Raw genomic sequence first — 15,786 nt, 5'->3', positions numbered from 1 at the left:
AGCGACGTGGCAGGGGGTAGGGCGAATAACGCCGCAGGCGTTATCCGCCGAGACTCCGGAGAACCGGCGGATAACCGCAAGCGGTTATTCGCCCCAGCGGTCGATCCGACCTGGGGCGGCCTCAGGCCTGGCGCAACAGGCGCACGCCATCTTCCTGTGCGAGGCTGGCCTCGTTGATCGGCAACGAGCAGGACTGCCCGCGTCCCATCGGGTAGTAGTGGAAGCCGTGGCGGGCCATGCGCTCGGGGTCGTAGAGGTTGCGCCCGTCGAAGATCACCGGGGCCTTCAGGCGCTCCTTGAGCAGCTCGAAATCCGGTGCCTTGAATTGCTGCCACTCGGTGCAGATGACCAGCGCATCGGCGCCTCCCAGGGTCGCCTCGGGGGTGCCCATCAGGCTCAGGCGTTCGTCGTGGCCATAGAGCCGCTGGGTTTCCTGCATGGCTTCGGGATCGTAGGCGCGCACCTGCGCGCCGTGGCGCCAGAGCGCTTCCATCAGTTCGCGGCTGGGCGCGTCGCGCATGTCGTCGGTGTTCGGCTTGAAGGCCAGGCCCCAGAGGGCGAAGGTCTTGCCGCGCAGGTCGCCGTCGTAGAACACCCGGATGCGTTCGAACAGCTTGTGCTTCTGCCGCCGGTTGATCGCTTCCACTGCCTGCAACAGGTCGCTGGAGCAATGCGCCTGCTCGGCGCTGTGGATCAGCGCGCGCATGTCCTTGGGGAAGCAGGAGCCGCCGTAGCCGCAGCCGGGGTAGATGAAGTGGTAGCCGATCCGCGGGTCGGCGCCGATGCCCTGGCGCACCGCCTCGATGTCGGCACCGAGGTGTTCGGCCAGTTCGGCGATCTGGTTGATGAAGCTGATCTTGGTCGCCAGCATGCCGTTCGCCGCGTACTTGGTCAGTTCGGCGCTGCGCAGGCCCATGAACAGCATGCGGTCGTGGTTGCGGTTGAACGGCTCGTAGAGTTCGCGCATCACCTGGCGCACCTCTTCGTTGTCGCAGCCGACCACGATGCGGTCCGGGCGCCGGCAGTCGGCGACGGCGGAGCCTTCCTTGAGGAATTCCGGGTTGGAGACGATCTCGAATTCCAGCTCGCGTCCGTCGGCTTCCAGGCGCCGCTCGATGTGCGCGCGCAGGCGGTCGCCGGTGCCTACCGGGACGGTCGATTTCTCCACCACGATGACGGGCTTGCGGCGGTGCTCGGCGATGGCATCGGCCACCGCGAAGACCGCGCCGAGATCGGCCGCGCCGTCCTCGCCAGGCGGGGTGCCGACCGCAATGAACTGCACCCGGCCGTGTTCCACGGCCAGGCGCGCATCGCTGCTGAAACGCAGGCGGCCGCTGTCCAGGCCTTCGCGCAGCAAGGCGTCGAGCCCGGGTTCGTAGATGCTGGCGAGGCCCTGCGCGAGGCGTTCGACCTTGTTCCGGTCGATGTCCATGCACAGTACATCGTGGCCCACTTCGGCGAGGACGGCGGCCTGCACCAGTCCTACATAGCCACTGCCGAATACGCTGATCTTCATGGTGCTTTCCTCGACGGATGATGCGCGGGCGCGGCAGCGGTGCGGCGGGCGTTGACGGTCAACACGCCGAGCACCACCAGGCCTACGCCCAGGGTCTTGCTGGTACTGAAGGTTTCATCGAACGCCGGCAGGCTCGCCGCCAGCAGGTAGACCAGCGCGTAGCTGGCGCTCAACAGGCTGTAGGCGCGGCCCAGCGGCAGGTGGCGCAGGGCGGCCAGCCAGCACAGCAGGGAGGCGGCGTAGGCCGCCACCGCCAGGGCTACCGCGAGCAACGCGGCGCGCTCCGGCGTTTGCCCGGCCCAGGCTTCAGGCAGCGGCAGGCGGCTCATGCCCCAGCGCATGCCGAGCTGGGCGGCGCTGGCCAGCAGCACGCTGCCCAGCGCCGCCAGCCAGCCGCGTAGCGCGTTCATGCGCTCCTCCCGAGCAGGGCCACGCCGGCGACGATCAGCAACAGGCCGGCGAGGTGGCGGCGATCCACCGGCTCATCGAAGACGAAGCGTGCCGCCAGGGTGACCAGGACGAAGTTCAGCGCCAGCATCGGATAGGCGCTGCCGACTTCCACCCGTTGCAGGAGCAGCAGCCAGCAGAGCAGGCCGAGCCCGAGGGCGAGCAGCGCCAGCCACGGCCACGGACTGCGCAGGCGCGCCGTCCAGCCGTCGGCGGCGACCAGGCGCCAGTGCTCCACGGTGAGCTTCTGCGCAACCTGGCCGAGGCCGGTCATGAGCAGGGTGGCGAGCAGCAGCGCGGCGCTCATGGGCGCACCTGCGGCAGGATCGCCAGGACCAGGTTGCCGTTCCGGTAGCGTTCGCCGTCGCCCGGCAACAGCGCCAGCTGGTAGCGGTCGCTGGCGCTGTTGATCCGCAGCAGCACGGCAACCGAGCCGTCCTGGCGTGCCTGCCAGAGCCACTGGCGGATGTCTGCCAAGGGCACGCTGCGCTGGCTGTGCTCGGGGTAGGAGAGGCCGTACTTCAGCTCGCCGCGCGTGTCGTAGAGCGTCACGTCGCTACGACGCAGGCGCCAGGCGAGGGCCGAGGCGGCGCCGAGGTCGTTGCTCAGCAGATGGCGGGCGCCGGTCAGTTCGTCGAGGTGTTCGGCGACGAACAGGTCGGGGGTCTTGTTCTGCACCACATGGTTGGGCATCGCTGCCGGCAGCAGCGCGATCAGCACCCAGCTCGCCAGCAGCGGCGCGGCCCAGGCGCGTAGCGGGTAGCGCCACTGGGCGAGGCCGGCGGCGGCCCAGGCGCCGATCACCAGCAGGACCAGGAACAGCTCGAAGGGTTCTTCCTGGTACACCGGCTTGCGCAGTTGCAGGTAGGCCAGGGCCGCCAGCGCGAGGAGCGCCAGGCCCAGGTTGAGCAGCCCGTTGCCGCGCAGCGCGACGCTGTTCCCCAGGCGCAGCCGCTGCACCAGGGCGTGGCCCATGAGCAGTGCCAGCGGCAGCAGGCAGGGCATGATGTAGGTCGGCAGCTTGCCCCGGCTCAGGCTGAAGAACGCCAGCGGCAACAGCAGCCATAGCGCCAGGAAGACCACCGGCGCTTGGCGCCGCTCGTGCCAGGCCTGGCGCAGCGCGCTCGGCAGCAGGCCGCTCCAGGGCAGGCAGGAGACCGCCAGCAACGGCAGGTAGAACCACCACGGGCGAGAGTGCTGGGCGTCTTCGCCGGCGAAGCGGCGGATGTGTTCGTGCCAGAAGAAGAACCGCCAGTAGTCCGCTTCCCGCGCATGCACGGCGAGCGCCCAGGGCAGGCAGACGAGCAGCGCCGCCAGCACCGCCAGCGCGCCGTAGCCAAGCAGCTCGCGCCAGCGCCGCTGCCAGAGCATGTAGGGCAGGGCGACCAGCACCGGCAGCAGCCAGGCGAGGAAGCCCTTGGTCAGGAAGCCCATGCCGCAGGCGAGGCCGAGCAGGGTCCAGCCGAGCAGGCGCGCGCGGCGGCTCCCCGCGTCGAGGGCATGCCACAGCGCCACCAGGCTCAGGTTGACCCAGAAGGTGAATTGCGGGTCGAGGTTGGCATAGCCGGACTGCCCGGCGATCAAGCCGAAGCTGGCGTAGAGCAGCGCGCACGCCAGGCTGGTGCGTGGGTCGCGCCACAGGCGGCGGGCCAGCAGGTAGGCGAGCAGGACGCTGAGGGCGGTGGCGACGACCGAGGCGATGCGCACGCCGAACAGGTTTTCGCCGAAGACCGCCTGGCCGAGGGCGATCATCCAGTAGCCGGCGACCGGCTTCTCGAAGTAGCGCAGGCCGAGGAAGTGCGGCGACACCCAGTCGCCGCCCAGCAGCATCGCCTGGCTGATCTGCGCGTAGCGGGTCTCGTCGGGAATCCACAGGCCATGGTTGCTCAATGGAACCAGGTAGAACAGGCCGAAGGCGATCAGCAGCAGCGAACAGGTCTGGCGGCGGCTCATGGCTGGCGCACTCCCAGCCAGCCCTCGCGGCCGGCCAGGCGGCCGCGCACCAGTTCGGCCAGCGGCAGGCTGCGCGGATCGTCCGGCAGCAGTTCGCCCAACGGTCGGAAGCGGATGCCGCGCCGTTCGGCGCGCCGCAGCAGTTCGCGGAACGCCGGGGCGAGGAGCAGCCCCTCGACCTCGGCGTGGATGGTGTAGACGTTGTCGCGGCCAGCGGCGAAGCGTTCCAGGATGAAGTCGTTGTAGGCCTCGCGCGGCAGGCCGGGACCGACCACCTCGTCGAAGGTCGGCAGGTTCACCGGCACCTGCGGGATGCCAGGGCTGCCGTCGGCCAGGCGCGGGCGGAACGCGCCGCGTCCGCGGCAGTCGCTGTTGTAGCGGAAGCCGAAGGGCTGCTTGGCCTCGACCACCCGGCCGTCGGCGCGCCAGCCGGCGGCGGCGGAACAACGCACCGGCTGGCCGAGGATGTCCGCCAGGCAATCGCTGCCGCGGCGGATCTGCTCGCCGAGCTGCTGCACGCTCCAGACGCCGGCGTGGGTCTGCCAGGCATGGTGGTCCCAGGCGTGCAGGCCGACCTCGTGGCCGGCGGCCTGGGTCCGCCGCATCAGCGGGCCGAGTTCGCGGCCGATCGGCTTGCCCGGCCAGGCGGTGCCGGCCAGCAGGATGTCCCAGCCATACAGGCTGGCGGCGCGCGAGCGGAGCATCTTCCAGAAGAACGCCGGGCGCGCCAGGCGCCAGAGGTGGCGGCCCATGTTGTCCGGGCCGACGCTGAAGAAGAAGGTCGCCTTCAGCCCGGCTTCGTCGAGCAGCTCGAGCAGCCGCGGCACCCCGTCGCGGGTGCCGCGGAAGGTGTCGACGTCGATGCGCAGGCCGGCCTGGATCACGCCTGTGCCTCGCGCTCGCGGAGCGCTTCGTGGAGGAAGAAGTCGAGGGTCTTGCCGATGGTCTCGCGCAGTTCGATGGTGGGCTGCCAGTCGAGCAGGCGCCGGGCGTTGTCGATGCTCGGCTTGCGGTGGGCCACGTCCTGGTAGCCGTCGCCGTAGAAGCTGCGGCTCTCCACCTCGCGGAAGCCGGCGAAGGGCGGGAACTGCGCGCGCAGCGGGTGGGCCTCGAACTGGCGCAGCAGTTCCTCGCCGAGCTGGCGGATGCTCGCCTCGTTGTCCGGGTTGCCGATGTTGACGATCTGCCCGTCGCAGCGGCCGTCGCGGTTGTCGATGATCCGCGCGAGGGCCTCGATGCCGTCGTCGACGTCGGTGAAGCAGCGCTTCTGCGCGCCGCCGTCGACCAGGCGGATCGGCGTGCCTTCGACCAGGTGCAGGATGAGCTGGGTGATCGCCCGCGAGCTGCCGATCCGCGCCGAATCCAGGCGGTCCAGGCGCGGGCCCATCCAGTTGAACGGACGGAACAGGGTGAAGCGCAGGCCCTGCTGGCCGTAGGCCCAGATCACCCGGTCGAGCAACTGCTTGGACACCGAGTAGATCCAGCGCTGCTTGTTGATCGGCCCGACCACCAGGTTCGAGCGGTCTTCGTCGAAGTCCGGGTCCTGGCACATGCCGTAGACCTCGGAGGTGGAAGGGAACACCACGCGTTTGCCGTATTTCACGCAGTAGCGGACGATCCGCAGGTTTTCCTCGAAGTCCAGTTCGAACACCCGCAGCGGGTTGCGCGTGTACTCGATGGGCGTGGCGATGGCCACCAGCGGCAGGATCACGTCGCATTTCTTCACATGGTATTCGAGCCACTCCGAATGGATGCCGATGTCGCCTTCGACGAAGTGGAAATGCGGGTCGGCCTTGAGCCGTTCGATGGCGTCGGAGCCGATGTCCATGCCGTGGACCTCGTAGCGACCGTCGCGCAGCAGGCGTTCGGACAGGTGGTTGCCGATGAAGCCGTTGACCCCGAGGATCAGCACCCGCGTGCGGCGCTGCGGGCCGGACGCCGCGCCACGCAGGCGCGCGCCCTCGACCAGGCCCAGCTCGGTGGCCAGTTGCGTGCCGGCCAGGTACAGGCCGCGCTCGCCGCGCTGGCCGAAGCGCAGCACCAGCGAGTCCTCGCCGCAGGCGATCCGCAGCGGGTCGCAGGACAGTACGCTGCCCGGCTCGCGACCGTGGTTGCCGGCGACCACCTCGGCGCTCCAGACGATCAGCTTCTGTTCGCCGACCTGGCAGAAGGCGCCAGGGTAGGGCTGGGTCACCGCGCGCACCAGGTCGTACAACTGCCGTGCCGGCCTGTGCCAGTCGAGCAGGCCGTCCGCCGGGGTGCGCCGGCCGAAGTGGCTGGCCTGGCTCTCGTCCTGCTCGACTTCCGGCAGCACGCCGAGGGCGAGCAGCGGCAGGCTGTCGCGCAGCAGGGCGCCGGCGGCCTTGCGCAGCTTGCCGTGCAGGCTCAGGGCGGTGTCCTCGGGGTCGATGGCGACGGCCTGCTGGGCGAGGATCGGCCCGGCGTCGGCGCGCTCGATCATGCGATGCAGGGTCACCCCGGTCTGCGTTTCGCCGTTGACCAGCACCCAGTTCGCCGGGGCGCGTCCGCGGTAGCGCGGCAGCAGCGAACCGTGCAGGTTGTAGGCGCCGCGTGCGGCGCAGGCGAGCAGCTCGGCGCCGAGCAGGCGGCGGTAATAGAAGGAGAACAGGAAGTCCGGGCGCAGTTGGCGGATGCGCTCCAGCCACAGCGGATGGTTCACGTCCTCGGGCGCGTGCAGCGGAATGCCGCGCTCGGCGCAGAGGCGTGCGACCGAGGCGTAGAAGGTGTTTTCCCGTGGGTCGTCGGCATGGGTGAAGACGGCGGCGATCTCGTAGCCGGCATTGAGCAGGGCTTCGATACCGGTGCAACCGATGTCGTGGTAGGCGAAGACGACGGCTTTCGAGGTCATGGCGTGGAAGGCTCGCTGGATGAAGAGGTGAAACCGGCCCGCTGCAGGGCCGAGGGAAGCGCGGAGGGCGTGGCGCGGACCACGCGCTCGATGAAGAAGCGCGGCCGCGCGCGCACGTCGCTGTACATGCGCCCGAGGTACTCGCCGAGCAGGCCCATGCCGAGCAACTGCACGCCGCTGAACATGAACAGCACGGCGAACAGCACGAACAGGCCGTTGCCGGCCCAGGCGGCGCCGAAGGCCAGGCGCAGCACGAGGAGGAACAGGGCGAAGAGGAAGCCGGCCAGGGCCATGCCGCCGCCGACCAGGCTGAGCAGGCGCAGCGGCGTGGTGGTCATGCAGGTGACCAGGTCGAACATCAGGTTGAGCAGGCGCATCGCGCTGTATTTCGATTCGCCGTGGGCGCGCTCGGCGTGGGCGACGCGGATCTCGCAGGTATGCCGGGCGAAGCCGTTGGCCAGGATCGGGATGAAGGTACTGCGTTCGCGGCAGGCCAGCATCGCTTCGACGATGCTGCGCCGGTAGGCGCGCAGCATGCAGCCGTAGTCGTGCATGGCGACCCCGGTGGAGCGCTGCACCGCCAGGTTCACCAGGCGCGAAGGCCAGCGCCGCCAGGCCGAGTCCTGGCGCTCGGCGCGGATGCTGCCGACCACGTCGTAGCCCTGCGCGGCGCGCTCCACCAGGCGCGGGATTTCCTCCGGCGGGTTCTGCAGGTCGGCATCGAGGGTGATCACCAGGTCGCCACGGGACTGTTCGAAGCCGGCGAGGATCGCCGCGTGCTGGCCGTAGTTGCGGTTGAGGATCACCGCCACCACGGCGCTGCCGTCGCGTTCGGCGGCGGCCTGCAAGAGTTCCGCGGAGCGGTCGCGGCTGCCGTCGTCGACCAGCACGATCTCGAAGGCGCGGCCCAGCTCCAGGCAGGCGGCTTCGGTGCGGCGCAGCAGTTCGGGCAGGCTGGCTTCCTCGTTGTAGACCGGGATCACCACCGAGACCAGGTCGATCGGATAGGGCTTCATCGACGTTTCTCCAGGATCTCCTCGATGGCGCGGGCGACGCGCTCGATGTCGTCGTCGCGCATGTCGGGGAACAGCGGGATGGAGCACAGGCGGGCCGAGTTCCACTCGCTGTTGGGCAGGCTCAGGCGCGGCTGGCGCTGGCGGTAGTAGTGGTGCAGGTGACTGGCGATGAAATGGATGCCGCTACCGATGCCGCGCGCCTTCAGGGCTTCCATGAAGGCGTCGCGGCCCAGGCCGCAGGCCTCGGCGTCGATGCGCAGGATGAACAGGTGCCAGGCGTGGCGCTGCTCGTGCGCGGGCAGGCCGAGCGGCGCCAGCGGCAGGCCGGCGAGGCGCTCCAGGTAGCGTTCGGCGAGGGCCTGGCGGCGCGCGTTGAGCGCGTCCAGGCGCTTGAGCTGGACCAGCGCGAGGGCGGCGTTGAGGTCGGCCAGGTTGTATTTGAAACCGGGCTCGATCACTTCCGCCTGCGGCTTGCGTCCATGGCTCAGGCGGTCGTAGGCATCGACCCCGAGGCCGTGGAACTTGAGGCGGCGGACCCGTTCGGCGAGGGCGCTGTCGTCGCTGACGAACATCGCGCCTTCGGCGCAGGTCAGGTTCTTGATCGCGTGGAAGGAAAAGATCGCCGTGCCGCGGGAGCCTACCGGGCGCCCGCGGTATTCGCTGCCGACCGCGTGGGCGGCGTCCTCGACCAGGGCGATGCCGTGGCGCCCGGCGACCGTGCGCAGGCCTTCGAGATCCAGGGTGGAGCCGGCGTAGTGCACCGGCACGATGGCGCGGGTGCGCGGGCCGATGGCGGCTTCCACTGCCTGCGCCGAACACATCAGGGTGTCGCGGTCGACGTCGACGAACACCGGGGTGGCGCCGAGCAGGGTGATGACGTTGGCGGTGGAGACCCAGGTCAGCGACGGCGTGATCACTTCGTCGCCGGGGCCGATGCCCAGCGCCAGCAGGGTGACGTGCAGGGCGCCGGTGGCCGAGGATAGCGCCACCGCGTGGCGGCAGCCGAGGCGTTCGGCGAAGCGCTGTTCGAGCTCCTGGTTCTTCGGCCCGGTGGTGATCCAGCCGGAACGCAGGACCTGCTCCACGGCGGCGATTTCGTCCTCGCCGATGCTTGGCCGGGAGAATGGCAGAAAGTCCAGTGACATGTAATGAAGCCTCGGTACTGGGAGGGCGGTACGAAGAGGTTATTTATATGTCGCTGAATGCTGCCTGAACGTTTGTTAAGACTCGCTTAACAACGGCTGAATGAAGACTGAACGAACTCGAAGAAACTGGAGGATAAAGCCGGAAGCCTAGTTTTCAGGGGCTTGCAGGGTTGGTTGGAAAGGATCTCGGGTGTTTTCTGAGTGGCTTTTATTAATAACCCGAGTCCTGTTTCTTTAAGGGTTCATTAATACTTGATGTCCGCTCCCCGTGAATATTCCGGAAACTTCATGGAAACATGGGGAGGGCCAGGGAAAGTCAATCCCGTAGGTTGTCGGAAAAAAACAGCCCCCTGGCGGATCGCTCCGCCAGGGGGCCGGGTCGACGCTTCAGCGGCTGCCGGCGACCACTTGCAGGGCCGGTTCTGCGGTGCGCCCGTAGACGTCTTCCAGGCGCTCGATGTCGTCCTCGCCGAGGTAGCTGCCGGACTGCACCTCGATGATCTCCAGCGGGATCTTGCCGGGGTTGGCCAGGCGGTGCACGGAGGCGATCGGGATGTAGGTCGACTGGTTCTCGGTGAGCAGGAAGGTCTTGTCGTCGCAGGTCACCTGGGCGGTCCCGGAAACCACGATCCAGTGCTCGGCGCGGTGGTGGTGCATCTGCAGCGAGAGGCGCGCGCCGGGCTTCACGGTGATGTGCTTGACCTGGAAGCGGCCGCCCATGTCCACCGAGTCGTAGGAGCCCCACGGACGGTAGACCTCGCAGTGGTTCTGGGTCTCGCTACGGCCCTGGGCGTCGAGGTCCTTGACCACGTGCTTGACGTCCTGCACCCGGTCCTTGTGGGCGATCATCATGGCGTCCTTGGTTTCCACCACCACGATGTCCTCCAGGCCGATCACCGAGACCAGCTTGCCGTTGCCGTGCACCAGGCAGTTGTGGCTGTCGTGGACCAGCACGTCGCCCTTGGTGACGTTGCCGTTGGCGTCCTTGGCGTGCACGTCCCAGATCGACGACCAGCTGCCGACATCGTTCCAGCCGGCGGACAGCGGCACCACGCAGGCGCGTGAGGTCTTCTCCATCACCGCGTAGTCGATGGAGTTGTCCGGGCAGCATTCGAAGGTGGCGGCGTCGATGTTCACCAGGTCGCCGTCGTGCTGGCTGCGCTCCAGGGCCAGCAGGCAGGTGTCGTAGATGTCGGCGTCGTGCTTCTTCAGTTCTTCCAGGTAGCGGCTGGCGCGGAACAGGAACATGCCGCTGTTCCAGTAGTAGCCGCCGGCGGCGACGAACTCGCGGGCGCGGGCTTCGTCGGGCTTCTCGACGAAGCTCTGCACCCGGCTGACGCCTTCCGGCAGTTGCGCATCGGCGCTCGCGCGGATGTAGCCGTAGCCGGTCTCGGGGCGGCTGGCGGGAATGCCGAAGAGCACCATCTCGCCCTTTTCGGCGGCGTTGGTGGCCAGCGCCAGGGCCTGCTGGAAGGCGCGCTGGTCCTCGATCACGTGGTCGGCGGGAAGGATCAGCAGCAGTTCGTCGCGGCCTTCGGCGACCAGTTTCATCGCGGCGATGGCCACCGCCGGCGCCGTGTTGCGGCCGAAGGGTTCGAGGAGGATCGCCTGGCTCGCCAGGTTCTGTGCCTCCAGCTGTTCCTGGACGATGAAGCGGTGCTCCTTGTTGCACACCAGCAGCGGCGCCTGCATGCCGTCGAAGGCCAGGCGCTTGATGGTCTGCTGGAACAGGGTGTCGTCGCCGGTAAGGGCGAGGAACTGCTTGGGGTACTGCTTGCGGGAAAGAGGCCAGAGTCGCGAGCCGCTGCCACCGGAAAGGATTACTGGGATCATGTTGTTTCTCCTTGAAGCGATGCGTCTGTCTAGGGATCCCGCCGCGCGGCGGGATATCTCGTTACCGGGCTCCACGGAGCCCCGGGTGACCTCTCCAGTGCGCTCCTTCTGCGGGAGCGCTGACGGTTGGTGCGCCGGTGTCGGGCCGGTCTTGTTGTGTGGAATGCCGGGAGGGGCGAGCCCCTCCCGGTCGGTCTCAGTCCGCCTTCACCGGGCGCTTGACCCAGACCGGCGCGAGCTTGCCGCCGCTGCCGGTGACGTACAGGCAGACCACCTCGCCGCGGGCCAGGGTGACCGGCTTCAGGTCGCTGACCTTCTTGCTGCCGTCGAACAGCGCCAGGTTCACCTTCACCGGGTTGATCTCGCGGTCGCCGTGGCTTTGCGGGCCGACGTCCTTGACCACGTCGGTCTTGCCGTCGGCGGTCTTCAGGGTCAGCTTCGAGCCGCTGAGGTTCTGCACCCGCACCAGTGCCTTCTGCTTGTTCTTGAACGGCGGCTCGGCCACCAGCTGCGGCTTGCCGCCGGGCTGGCTGACCAGGGTGTAGTAGCTGTCCGGGTCGAGCTTGACCGGCAGGCTCTGCTGGCCGACCTGGGCGGTGTAGCTGCCGGGGGGGAGGAACTTGAAGTCGCTGGAGCCGAGCGGCGCGACGTCGTTCAGGCTGGTGCTGCCGACCGACACGTCGAGTTCGCTGTTGCCGGCGTTGTAGGCGCGGACGAAGGCCGAGCCCTTGGGTGCCTGGGGCCCGTACAGGGCGCCCTCGTCGGCCTGCGCGGCGAATGCGGCGACGCCGAGGGAAAGTGCGCAGGCCAGGCGGGTCCAGGTGTGGCGGCGGGTCATCGGGTTCATGGGTATTCCTCCGTTGCTTCTTCTTCAGCGGGGCGCTCGGCCCCGTGGGTAAACAGCCTTGGCTGTGTTCGTTCAATCGTTGCGGCTGGCGGCCAGGCGCTCATCGCGGCCGCCGCTGGCCTTCAGCTGGGCGACCCAGTCGGCGTCGAACTGGCTGAGGTCGCTGGCCATCGGCAGGTAGCGCTCGGGAAACTCCCAGACCAGCAGTTGCGGCGGGTCCTTGCGGAAGCCTTCGTCCTGCAGCAGTTCCAGCATCGGTTCGAGGGGGCCCTTGCCTTCCTTCGCGTAATTGATCAGGTCGGCGGACAGCGCCTGTTTCAGCGCGCCCTCGAAGTTCCACCTGGGGTTGGCGCTGTAGCTGGTGCCGACCAGCGCCAGGCGCGGTTGCTGGCTATCGCCGAAGAGGTCGTCGCCCGCGCCGGACTGCTGGCCGCCCGGCAGTGCCGGCGCGGCTTCGGTGGTGCGTTGCTGCAACTGCTCCGGACGTGGCAGCAGTTCGTCGAACAGCGGGTCGAGCGGCAGGAAGCTGAGCAGGTCGCCCTTGTGCGTGCGTTCTTCGCCGACGCGGGTGACGAAGTTCTGCGCCGGCACATCCAGCAGGTGCGTCTCGCGGATCTCCGCGCCGAGGCGCTGGGCCACGGTTTCCGCGCCGAGCGGCGACCAGTGGGTGTCGGTGCGCAGGAACACCGCGCCGTTGTCCTTGGCCTGGCGCAGGCTGCCGAGCAGGTCGGGACTGTCGATGCCGGCGGCGCGGGCGCGGGCCAGGAAGTCCTGGTAGAGGCTGTCGTGCAGCGCGGCCGGCTGCTCGCGGCCGATGTGCTCGGGATACAGGCGGGCCTTGGCCGGGATCACCGCGAGCACCAGCTTGACGCCGCGTCGGTTCAGCTCCCGCTGCACGCCGCGTACCAGTGCCCAGTTGTCTTCCAGTTGCTGGCCGCTCGGTGCCGGCTTGAACTCTTCGTCGGTGAACAGCCAGCCGTCCTTGCCGATCACCACGCCGGGGCGGCCTTCGTGGAACAGCGTGTAGTCGAGTGCGGCCCAGAGGTTGGTGCCCAGGCGCTTGATCGGGAATTCCTTGTCGTAGTGGGCTTCGAAGGCGTGCGCCAGCTTGCCGTTGAGCAGTGGCGTATCGGCCGCGGCGGAGAAGCCCGGCACGCTCTTCAGCGACCATCCGGCGAGCCCCAGCAGCAGCCCGCCGAAGGCGGCGATATAGGCGTATTGCAGGGGGCGGGAAATGCTCTGTGTCATGGCGTGGGCCTCGCTCAGAACTGGAAGTAGAGGAATGGCGAGTAGCTCTGCGCGGAGAGCTTCAGCACCGAGGCGGCGAACAGCAGGAGCAGCGCCAGGCGGGTGGCCAGGACGGGCAACTGGCTGAGCCAGCTCGGCTGGTAGACCAGCGCGCCGCTCGGCGAGTAGGCGATCGCCGCCGGGTCGCCGGCGGCCTCGCGCGGGGCGCGCGGCTGGGCACTGGCCGGGCCGTCGGCGGCCACTTCGTCGCTGTTCGCCGCGGCCTTGGGCGCCTTGGTCTGCAATGGCTGGTTGTAGAACTGGCGCAGGCCGAAGAACGCCAGCACCAGGTAGGCCAGGACCAGGGTGCCGACCTGCAGGCCGGTGAGGCTGGCGCGGTTCAGTTCGGAGAGCTGCCAGGTGCCGAAGCTGAACATGGCTTCGTACATGCGCCAGGCGACCTGCAGGTTCTCGGCGCGGAAGATCACCCAGCCGATCACCACCAGGAGGAAGGTGAACGCCCACTTCAAAGGGTTGAGCACGCGCGGCGCGGCGTTCACTCCGAGGGCCCGCTCGATCGCCAGCCACATGCCGTGCCAGGCGCCCCAGATGATGTAGGTGAAGTTGGCGCCGTGCCACAGGCCGCCGAGGAGCATGGTCAGGAACAGGTTGCGGTAGGTCTGGAAGGTGCTGCCGCGGTTGCCGCCCAGGCTGATGTAGAGGTAGTCGCGCAGCCAGGTCGACAGGCTGATGTGCCAGCGCCGCCAGAACTCGGTGATCGACTGGCTGATGTAAGGCTGGTTGAAGTTCTCCATGAAGCGGAAGCCCATCATCAGGCCGAGGCCGATGGCCATGTCGCTGTAGCCGGAGAAGTCGAAGTAGAGCTGCGCGGTGTAGGCCAGGGCGCCGAGCCAGGCGTCGCCGGTGGTCGGGTTCTGCAGGGCGAAGCAGTGGTCGGCGAGGGCGGCCAGGGTGTCGGCGATGAACACCTTCTTGACGAAGCCCTGCATGAAGCGGGTGCAGCCTTCGGCGAACTTGTCGACGGTGTGGGTGCGGTGGTTGAACTGGTCGACCAGGTCCTTGAAGCGCAGCACCGGGCCGGCGATCAGGTGCGGGAAGATCGCGACGAAGGCGGCGAAGTCGATCAGGTTGTGGGTCGCCGGGGTATCGCCGCGGTAGACGTCGATGATGTAGCTGATCGACTCGAAGGTGTAGAAGGAGATGCCGATCGGCAGCAGGATGTGGGTCAGCACGAACGGCTGCATGCCGAACGAGGTGATGATCTCGTTGAGGCTGTCGACGCCGAAGTTGGCGTACTTGAAGTACCCGAGCACGCAGAGGTCGACCACCACGCCGAGGATCAGCCAGCGTTGCGCGGCCCTGGTGCGTACGCCGGCGGCGCCGATGCGCAGGCCGATCCAGTAGTTGAAGACGGTGACCCCGGCGAACAGCAGGAGGAAGTCCACCCGCCACCAGGCGTAGAACACGTAGCTGGCGATCAGCAGCAGCAGGTTCCGGTAACGTTCGCCGCTCAGGTAGTACAGGCCGAGAAAGACCGGCAGGAACAGGAACAGGAACACGTTTGAAGAAAAGACCATGCCGTCTCTCTCTCTAGAGCGTCAACCATTCAGGTCGGCCCTGCCTTTCCGCGCCCTGGAGCGCTCGAGGAAAGGCGGGACGACCCGCCGTTTTCCTCCCCGTGGTGTTGCCTAAGGTGTTGCGCCCGCCCGCGTCTGTCGCGCATGGGTCGGGGTGTGGCGCCTGGTCGGCGAGCGGGGTAGAGGGGCGCGTGGCCCCCGGCCTGTGCGCCCGCTTCCCGCCACGCCCTCAACTTCCCCCTTCGCGGCTGAACACCCGCGTCACTTCGCCGCCGAGGCGGAAACTGTTGAACGGCTCGCGGTCCTTCTTCGCCTCGAGCATCTTCGGCTCGCAGCGGTAGAGGGCGCAGTAGGGCTCCAGCCAGGCGTACTTGTTGTCGACCTTGAGGTCGGTCATGTCCTGGTCCTCGCCGGTCTTCTCCTCGAAGGTTTCCTCGTCGTCGACTCCCTTCATCACCCGCTCGGCCAGGCGCTGCAGGGCGCCGTGGTTCTCCTGGCGCAGGTCGACGCCGTTGACCTGGGCGAACGCGGCGATCATCGCCAGCGGTGGCAGCGCATAGTTGTGGTAGGCGAGGGCGCGCTGGCGGCGCTTGAGTTCGTTGGGCAGGAAGCCCTGCTCGTCGACCTGGTTGGCGGCGACCTTGAACTCGCTCACCGCCCAGTCGAAGAGGTCGCGGCGGTTGGTCACCACCGCGGTGGACATCACCGACCAGGCCGCCCAGTAGGAATGGTTGTTGATCTTCTTCAGCGGCAGGCCGCTCCAGTCGCGGACTACCTGGGTGCCGAGCCGGGCGAACCAGTCCTCGATTTCCCGGCTCTGCTCGGCGTGGGCCGCGAGCGGCCGCGAGCTGGAGAACTTCAGGCGCATGTAGGCGCCGGAGAGGCTGCCCAGCGCCCATTTGCGCATGGACTTGCCGGTGTGGTTGAAGTCGTCGCTCTGCAAGGCGCCGGCGCGGGCCCAGGCGCTCATCCAGTTCAGTGCGCAGGCCAGGTCGCCGTCGCGGCCGCTGCGCATGTACTGGGTGACCAGCTTGGTGGCGCCGCGCTCCATGTCGGTGATGTCCTTGATCTGCGAGCGGAAGGTCTTCTCCGCCTTGACGTTGAGGGTCGCCCGCGCCGAATCGGAGCCTTCGTACTTGCTGGTGAAGACCAGGCTGCCGGTATACGGCGGCGGCACCGCGGGGCAACTGCCGGCGCTGCCCTTGCGCTCGCCGACCGCCGCGTAGTAGCCGGGCGGGGGTACCAGGTCGGCGGCCTGGCTGACCTGGCTGGCGAGCAATGCCGCGGCGAGGGCACCGGGCAGGGCGATACGGATCAGGTGGGACGTTTTCATCG

13 protein-coding genes are annotated in these 15,786 nt (G+C 68.3%); all 13 read right to left on the bottom strand.

Going from position 1 to position 15,786, the window contains the following annotated elements:
- Positions 1-121 precede the first annotated feature (121 nt).
- Complete coding sequence (locus JHD77_RS12990; protein ID WP_003117510.1) at positions 122-1,516, bottom strand: UDP-glucose 6-dehydrogenase; 1,395 nt, start codon at positions 1,514-1,516, stop codon at positions 122-124.
- Complete coding sequence (gene arnF / locus JHD77_RS12985; RefSeq protein ID WP_003110472.1) at positions 1,513-1,926, bottom strand: 4-amino-4-deoxy-L-arabinose-phosphoundecaprenol flippase subunit ArnF; 414 nt, start codon at positions 1,924-1,926, stop codon at positions 1,513-1,515. The genes JHD77_RS12990 and arnF overlap by 4 nt, the downstream gene beginning before the upstream one ends.
- Entirely contained in the window at positions 1,923-2,270 is a 348-nt protein-coding gene (locus tag JHD77_RS12980) for an EamA family transporter (RefSeq protein WP_003112876.1), read from the bottom strand. The genes arnF and JHD77_RS12980 overlap by 4 nt, the downstream gene beginning before the upstream one ends.
- On the bottom strand, positions 2,267-3,916 hold the full coding sequence (gene arnT, locus JHD77_RS12975; protein ID WP_030048742.1) for a lipid IV(A) 4-amino-4-deoxy-L-arabinosyltransferase: 1,650 nt from the start codon (positions 3,914-3,916) through the stop codon (positions 2,267-2,269). Before arnT ends, JHD77_RS12980 begins: the two co-directional genes overlap by 4 nt.
- The gene (gene arnD / locus JHD77_RS12970; RefSeq protein ID WP_003112878.1) at positions 3,913-4,800 is read right to left on the bottom strand and encodes a 4-deoxy-4-formamido-L-arabinose-phosphoundecaprenol deformylase; all 888 of its coding nucleotides are present in this window, start codon (positions 4,798-4,800) and stop codon (positions 3,913-3,915) included. Before arnD ends, arnT begins: the two co-directional genes overlap by 4 nt.
- Positions 4,797-6,785 (bottom strand): bifunctional UDP-4-amino-4-deoxy-L-arabinose formyltransferase/UDP-glucuronic acid oxidase ArnA, encoded by a 1,989-nt coding sequence (gene arnA, locus JHD77_RS12965; RefSeq protein ID WP_003119539.1) that lies wholly within the window; start codon positions 6,783-6,785, stop codon positions 4,797-4,799. The genes arnD and arnA overlap by 4 nt, the downstream gene beginning before the upstream one ends.
- On the bottom strand, positions 6,782-7,801 hold the full coding sequence (gene arnC / locus JHD77_RS12960) for an undecaprenyl-phosphate 4-deoxy-4-formamido-L-arabinose transferase (protein ID WP_003112880.1): 1,020 nt from the start codon (positions 7,799-7,801) through the stop codon (positions 6,782-6,784). Before arnC ends, arnA begins: the two co-directional genes overlap by 4 nt.
- A complete protein-coding gene (gene arnB, locus JHD77_RS12955; RefSeq protein ID WP_003158298.1) occupies positions 7,798-8,946 on the bottom strand; it encodes a UDP-4-amino-4-deoxy-L-arabinose aminotransferase in 1,149 nt (382 codons plus the stop codon). Before arnB ends, arnC begins: the two co-directional genes overlap by 4 nt.
- 387 nt (positions 8,947-9,333) lie before the next feature.
- Positions 9,334-10,779 (bottom strand): mannose-1-phosphate guanylyltransferase/mannose-6-phosphate isomerase, encoded by a 1,446-nt coding sequence (locus tag JHD77_RS12950; protein ID WP_003092113.1) that lies wholly within the window; start codon positions 10,777-10,779, stop codon positions 9,334-9,336.
- A 196-nt stretch (positions 10,780-10,975) separates the two neighbouring features.
- A complete protein-coding gene (algF, locus tag JHD77_RS12945) occupies positions 10,976-11,626 on the bottom strand; it encodes an alginate O-acetyltransferase AlgF (RefSeq protein ID WP_003092112.1) in 651 nt (216 codons plus the stop codon).
- Between the two features lie 72 nt (positions 11,627-11,698).
- Positions 11,699-12,874: an alginate O-acetyltransferase gene (algJ, locus tag JHD77_RS12940; protein ID WP_003092111.1), complete on the bottom strand. Its 1,176-nt coding sequence runs from the start codon at positions 12,872-12,874 to the stop codon at positions 11,699-11,701.
- A gap of 14 nt (positions 12,875-12,888) precedes the next feature.
- Positions 12,889-14,451 carry an MBOAT family O-acyltransferase gene (locus tag JHD77_RS12935; protein WP_003110467.1) on the bottom strand — a complete coding sequence of 521 codons (1,563 nt, stop codon included), beginning with the start codon at positions 14,449-14,451 and terminating at the stop codon, positions 12,889-12,891.
- 229 nt (positions 14,452-14,680) lie between these two features.
- The gene (gene algL / locus JHD77_RS12930; protein ID WP_003092108.1) at positions 14,681-15,784 is read right to left on the bottom strand and encodes an alginate biosynthesis protein AlgL; all 1,104 of its coding nucleotides are present in this window, start codon (positions 15,782-15,784) and stop codon (positions 14,681-14,683) included.
- Positions 15,785-15,786: the final 2 nt, after the last annotated feature.

It is taken from the genome of Pseudomonas sp. P20 (assembly GCF_016463925.1).
In the GTDB taxonomy this organism is placed as follows: Bacteria; Pseudomonadota; Gammaproteobacteria; order Pseudomonadales; family Pseudomonadaceae; genus Pseudomonas; species Pseudomonas aeruginosa.
The sequence above is the reverse complement of the archived record's forward strand: the minus strand, read 5'-3'. Positions and strand labels throughout refer to the sequence as shown.

Excerpts from the sequence above, each read along its gene's own strand:
- arnT (WP_030048742.1), bottom strand. The coding sequence starts at position 3,916 with ATGAGCCGCCGCCAGACCTGTTCGCTGCTGCTGATCGCCTTCGGCCTG.
- JHD77_RS12990 (WP_003117510.1), bottom strand. The coding sequence starts at position 1,516 with ATGAAGATCAGCGTATTCGGCAGTGGCTATGTAGGACTGGTGCAGGCC.
- arnF (WP_003110472.1), bottom strand. The coding sequence starts at position 1,926 with ATGAACGCGCTACGCGGCTGGCTGGCGGCGCTGGGCAGCGTGCTGCTG.
- algJ (WP_003092111.1), bottom strand. The coding sequence starts at position 12,874 with ATGACACAGAGCATTTCCCGCCCCCTGCAATACGCCTATATCGCCGCC.
- algL (WP_003092108.1), bottom strand. The coding sequence starts at position 15,784 with ATGAAAACGTCCCACCTGATCCGTATCGCCCTGCCCGGTGCCCTCGCC.
- JHD77_RS12935 (WP_003110467.1), bottom strand. The coding sequence starts at position 14,451 with ATGGTCTTTTCTTCAAACGTGTTCCTGTTCCTGTTCCTGCCGGTCTTT.
- arnA (WP_003119539.1), bottom strand. The coding sequence starts at position 6,785 with ATGACCTCGAAAGCCGTCGTCTTCGCCTACCACGACATCGGTTGCACC.
- arnB (WP_003158298.1), bottom strand. The coding sequence starts at position 8,946 with ATGTCACTGGACTTTCTGCCATTCTCCCGGCCAAGCATCGGCGAGGAC.
- algF (WP_003092112.1), bottom strand. The coding sequence starts at position 11,626 with ATGAACCCGATGACCCGCCGCCACACCTGGACCCGCCTGGCCTGCGCA.
- JHD77_RS12950 (WP_003092113.1), bottom strand. The coding sequence starts at position 10,779 with ATGATCCCAGTAATCCTTTCCGGTGGCAGCGGCTCGCGACTCTGGCCT.
- JHD77_RS12980 (WP_003112876.1), bottom strand. The coding sequence starts at position 2,270 with ATGAGCGCCGCGCTGCTGCTCGCCACCCTGCTCATGACCGGCCTCGGC.
- arnC (WP_003112880.1), bottom strand. The coding sequence starts at position 7,801 with ATGAAGCCCTATCCGATCGACCTGGTCTCGGTGGTGATCCCGGTCTAC.